3 protein-coding genes are annotated in these 4,455 nt (G+C 73.7%); all 3 read left to right on the top strand.

Going from position 1 to position 4,455, the window contains the following annotated elements; all coding sequences use genetic code 11:
- A partial coding sequence (locus B7L92_RS35905) for an alpha-glucosidase C-terminal domain-containing protein (RefSeq protein WP_174704073.1) occupies positions 1-142 on the top strand: 142 nt, incomplete at its 5' end.
- Positions 143-317: 175 nt separating this feature from the next.
- Positions 318-1,766 (top strand): maltokinase N-terminal cap-like domain-containing protein, encoded by a 1,449-nt coding sequence (locus B7L92_RS35910; RefSeq protein WP_081241380.1) that lies wholly within the window; start codon positions 318-320, stop codon positions 1,764-1,766.
- Positions 1,767-1,808: 42 nt separating this feature from the next.
- Complete coding sequence (glgB, locus tag B7L92_RS35915; RefSeq protein WP_081241381.1) at positions 1,809-4,427, top strand: 1,4-alpha-glucan branching enzyme; 2,619 nt, start codon at positions 1,809-1,811, stop codon at positions 4,425-4,427.
- Positions 4,428-4,455 lie beyond the last annotated feature (28 nt).

Raw genomic sequence — 4,455 nt, forward strand, 5'->3', positions numbered from 1 at the left:
CGACCTCAGCGCCTTCCGGGGACGCCACCCGGTCGAGCTCTTCGGCGGGGTGCGCTTCCCGGCCATCGGCGAACTGCCGTACCTGCTGACCCTCGGGGGCCACGGCTTCTACTGGTTCCGGCTGCGCAAGGACGCCGCGTAGAACACCCCGGGGCGGGGCGGTTTCTCCCGCTCCGCCCGGGGCACGCATCAGTAACACCCCGCCCACCCGCGTGAGCCGGAAGGGCGCCGCCGGTGTCGAGAGGCCGCGCACGCGCGGGTGCTCGACCGGGGGGTGCTCCACAGGCGCGCCGAACCTGGGGAAAGGACGCGACGCCATGTCGGAAGCCGTCACACGCACCGTCACGACCCCGCCCGGCCTTCTTGCGTCACTGGATCCACTGCTGAGGGAATGGCTGCCGCGGCAGCGCTGGTTCGCGGGCAAGGGGCGTCCGGTCACCGGATTCAGCCCGGTCGCGGTCACCGAGCTGCTGCCGTCCACGGCCAAACTGGGCCTGTACCACCTGCTGGTGCGCGCGCACCAGCCGCTCCTGCCGGGCCATGACGGACCGGAGCAGCCCGGCGACTGCTACCAGTTGCTGATAGGCGTGCGCGAGGCGCTGCCGCCCCGGCTCGCGCCCGCGCTGATCGGTCATGTGACGCAGGGCCCCCTGGCCGGACGGACGGTCTACGAGGCCCTGCACGACACCCGGCCCGCCGATCTGCTCCTGGAGGCCCTGCGCACCCGGGCCCGGATCGGCGGGCTTCGTTTCGAGCGGGACCCGCACCGGGAGATCCGGTCCGGTCTGGTGCCGCGCCTGGTGACCGCCGAGCAGTCGAACTCGTCGGTCGTCTACGGGGACGCGTTCATCCTGAAACTGCTGCGCCGGGTCGTGCCCGGGACCAACCCCGATCTGGAGCTGCCGCTGGCCCTGGCCCGTGCGGGCTGCCTCCGGGTGCCCCCGCCCCTGGCCTGGCTGGTCGCGGACCCCGAGCGGCCCTCCGGTGCGCCGCAGCCCGCCGAGCCGTACGTCCTGGGGGTGCTCCAGCCGTTCGTGCAGGGGGCGGCGGACGGCTGGGACCTGGCCCTGCGGGCGCTGGCCAAGGGCGAGGACTTCGTCGCCGAGGCGCGGGCCCTGGGGCACGCCACCGCCGAGGTGCACACCGTGCTGGCCCGCGCGCTGCCGACGGTCACCCTGGGCCACCCCCAGCTGCGGCTGATGGTCGACGGCATGGCCGAACGGCTGGAGGCGGCCGTGCACGCGGTCCCCGCCCTGCGGCCGCACGCGTCCGGCCTGCGCTCGGCGTTCACGGCGCTGGACGATCTGGCCGCCGAGGGGCGCACCTGGACCGCCCAGCGGGTGCACGGCGACCTGCACCTCGGGCAGTGCCTGCGGTCCCCGGTCGGGGGCCCCTCCCACGCCTTCGGCGGTGGGGGAGGGTGGTCGCTGATCGACTTCGAGGGCGAGCCGGCCCGGCCGCTGGCCGAACGGCGGATGCCCCAGCCCCCGGTGCGGGACGTGGCCGGCATGCTGCGGTCCTTCGACTACGCGGCGCGTTCGGCGGACCCGCCGCAGCCGGAGTGGGCCGAGCGGTGCCGGGCGGCGTACTGCTCCGGGTACGCGGAGGCCGCGGGCCGGGATCCGCGCACCGATCCGGTGCTGCTGCGCGCGTACGAGATCGACAAGGCGGTCTACGAGGTGCTCTACGAGGCCCGGCACCGGCCCGAGTGGCTCCCCGTACCGATGACCGCGGTGCGTCGGCTGGCCTCGTCCGGCCTCACCTGATCCGATCCGATCCACCCGATCCTCGCCCAGGAGGCCCAGCCCGTGACCCCCCGCCCCGAGTCCAGCGATCCGCATCCGGAGCAGCCGGCCGAGCAGCGGCGCGCCGAGCAGCCGACGACCCCGCGGAAGAAGACCGCCGCGAAGAAGACCGCCGTGAAGAAGGCGGCCGCGAAGAAGACCGCCACGACGTCGGCGGCGAAGGCCGCGGCGACGCCGAGGACGGCGGCCCCCGGGAAGAGGACGGCGGCCGGTGAGGCGGCGACGAAGAAGGCGGCCGTGAAGAAGGCGGCGGCGAAGAAGACGGCGAAGGCACCCGCCGCGGAGAAGACCGCCGTGAAGAAGGCAGCTGTGAAGAAGGCGGCGGCCCGGAAGGCCGCCGGGCGGGAGACCGCGGTGCCGGACGCCGCCCTCCGGCAGGCGCCGCCGCCCGGGCCCGCCGCCGCGCAGTCCGTCCCGCCCGAGGTGGAGATCGCCGTCTCCCCCGCCGTGGACGCCGCCGACCGGGAGCGGCTGCTGAGCGGCACGCATCACGCCCCGCACTCCGTGCTCGGCGCCCATCCGGTACCCGGCGGGGTCGTCTTCCGGGTGTTCAAGCCGTACGCCCTGGCGGTGACCGTGGTCTCCGGGGGCCTCACCGTCGAGCTGCACGACGACGGCGACGGATTCTTCTCGGGCCTGCTGCCGCTGCGCGAGGTACCGGCGTACCACCTGCTCGTGACGTACGAGGGGACGGTGCAGGAGACCGAGGACGCCTACCGTTTCCTGCCCGCGCTCGGCGAGTTCGACCTGCACCTGATCGGCGAGGGCCGGCACGAGGAGCTGTGGACGGTGCTCGGCGCGCACCCGATGACGCACCAGGGCGTGACCGGCACCCGTTTCACGGTGTGGGCGCCGAACGCGCGGGGCGTGCGGGTGGCCGGCAGCTTCAACTTCTGGGACGGCACCGGTTTCCCCCTGCGGTCGCTGGGCTCCTCCGGGGTGTGGGAGCTGTTCGTGCCGGGGATCGGCGAGGGCGAGCTGTACAAGTTCGAGATCACCCGCCCCGACGGCTCGAGGACGCTGCGCGCCGACCCGATGGCCCGCCGCACGGAGGAGCCGCCGGCCACCTCGTCGATCGTCACCTCCTCGCACCACGAGTGGGGCGACGCGCAGTGGCTGGAGCGCCGGGCCGAGGTGCCCGCGCACCGGGCGCCGTTCTCGGTGTACGAGGTGCACCTGCCGTCCTGGCGCCCGGGGCTGTCGTACCGCCAACTCGCCGAACAGCTCCCGGCGTACGTCAAGGACCTGGGCTTCACGCACGTGGAGCTGATGCCGGTCGCCGAGCACCCCTTCGGTCCGTCCTGGGGCTACCAGGTCACCGGCTTCTACGCGCCGACCGCCCGCCTCGGCACCCCCGACGACTTCCGGTACCTGGTCGACGCGCTGCACCGGGCCGGCATCGGCGTGATCATGGACTGGGTGCCGGCGCACTTCCCGAAGGACGACTGGGCGCTGGCCGAGTTCGACGGCCGGCCGCTGTACGAGCACGCGGATCCGCTGCGGGCCGCGCACCCCGACTGGGGCACCCTGGAGTTCGACTTCGGGCGGCGCGAGGTGCGCAACTTCCTGGTGGCCAACGCCCTGTACTGGTGCCAGGAGTTCCACATCGACGGCCTGCGCGTGGACGCGGTCGCCTCCATGCTCTACCTCGACTACTCGCGCGAGCCGGGCCAGTGGACCCCCAACGAGCACGGCGGCCGGGAGAACCTGGACGCGGTGGCGTTCCTGCAGGAGATGAACGCTACCGTCTACCGGCGCTGCCCCGGCGTGGTGACCATCGCGGAGGAGTCCACGGCCTGGGACGGCGTCACCCGGGCCACCCACCACGAGGGCCCGAGCGGGTTCGGCGGCCTCGGGTTCGGCCTGAAGTGGAACATGGGCTGGATGCACGACTCGCTGGAGTACATGAGCCACGAGCCGGTCCACCGCAAGTACCACCACCACGAGATGACGTTCTCGATGGTGTACGCCTACAGCGAGAACTACGTGCTGCCCATCTCGCACGACGAGGTGGTGCACGGCAAGCGGTCCCTGGTGTCCAAGATGCCCGGCGACTGGTGGCAGCAGCGCGCCAACCTGCGCGCCTACCTCGGCTTCATGTGGTCCCATCCGGGCAAGCAACTGCTGTTCATGGGGCAGGAGTTCGCCCAGGGGGCCGAGTGGTCCGAGGCGCGCGGCCCGGACTGGTGGCTGCTGGACCCGGACTACGGCGCGCAGGCCGACCACCGCGGGGTGCGCGATCTGGTGCGCGACCTCAACACCGTCTACCGGCACACCCCGGCGCTGTGGCGCCGCGACACCGAGCCGGACGGTTTCCGGTGGGTCGCCGGTGACGCGGCCGAGGACGACGTGCTCGCCTTCCTGCGGTACGACGGCGACGGCTCGCCGCTGCTCGCCGTGTGCCACTTCGCCCCGGTGGTCCGGCACGAGTACCGGATCGGCGTCCCGGACGACGTGCCCGCCTGGCACGAGGTCCTGAACACCGACGACGGCCGGTACGGCGGCAGCGGCGTCATCCGGCCGGACCCGGTCAAGCCGGAGGCGCAGGGGTGGCACGGCCTTCCGGCGAGCATCCGGCTGACCCTGCCGCCCCTGGCGACGGTGTGGCTGCGCCCGGCCTGACCCCCGGGGCGCGTCCTACCCCAGGGCC

The sequence above is a fragment of the Streptomyces viridosporus genome (assembly GCF_002078235.1).
Taxonomy (GTDB): Bacteria; Actinomycetota; Actinomycetes; order Streptomycetales; family Streptomycetaceae; genus Streptomyces; species Streptomyces viridosporus.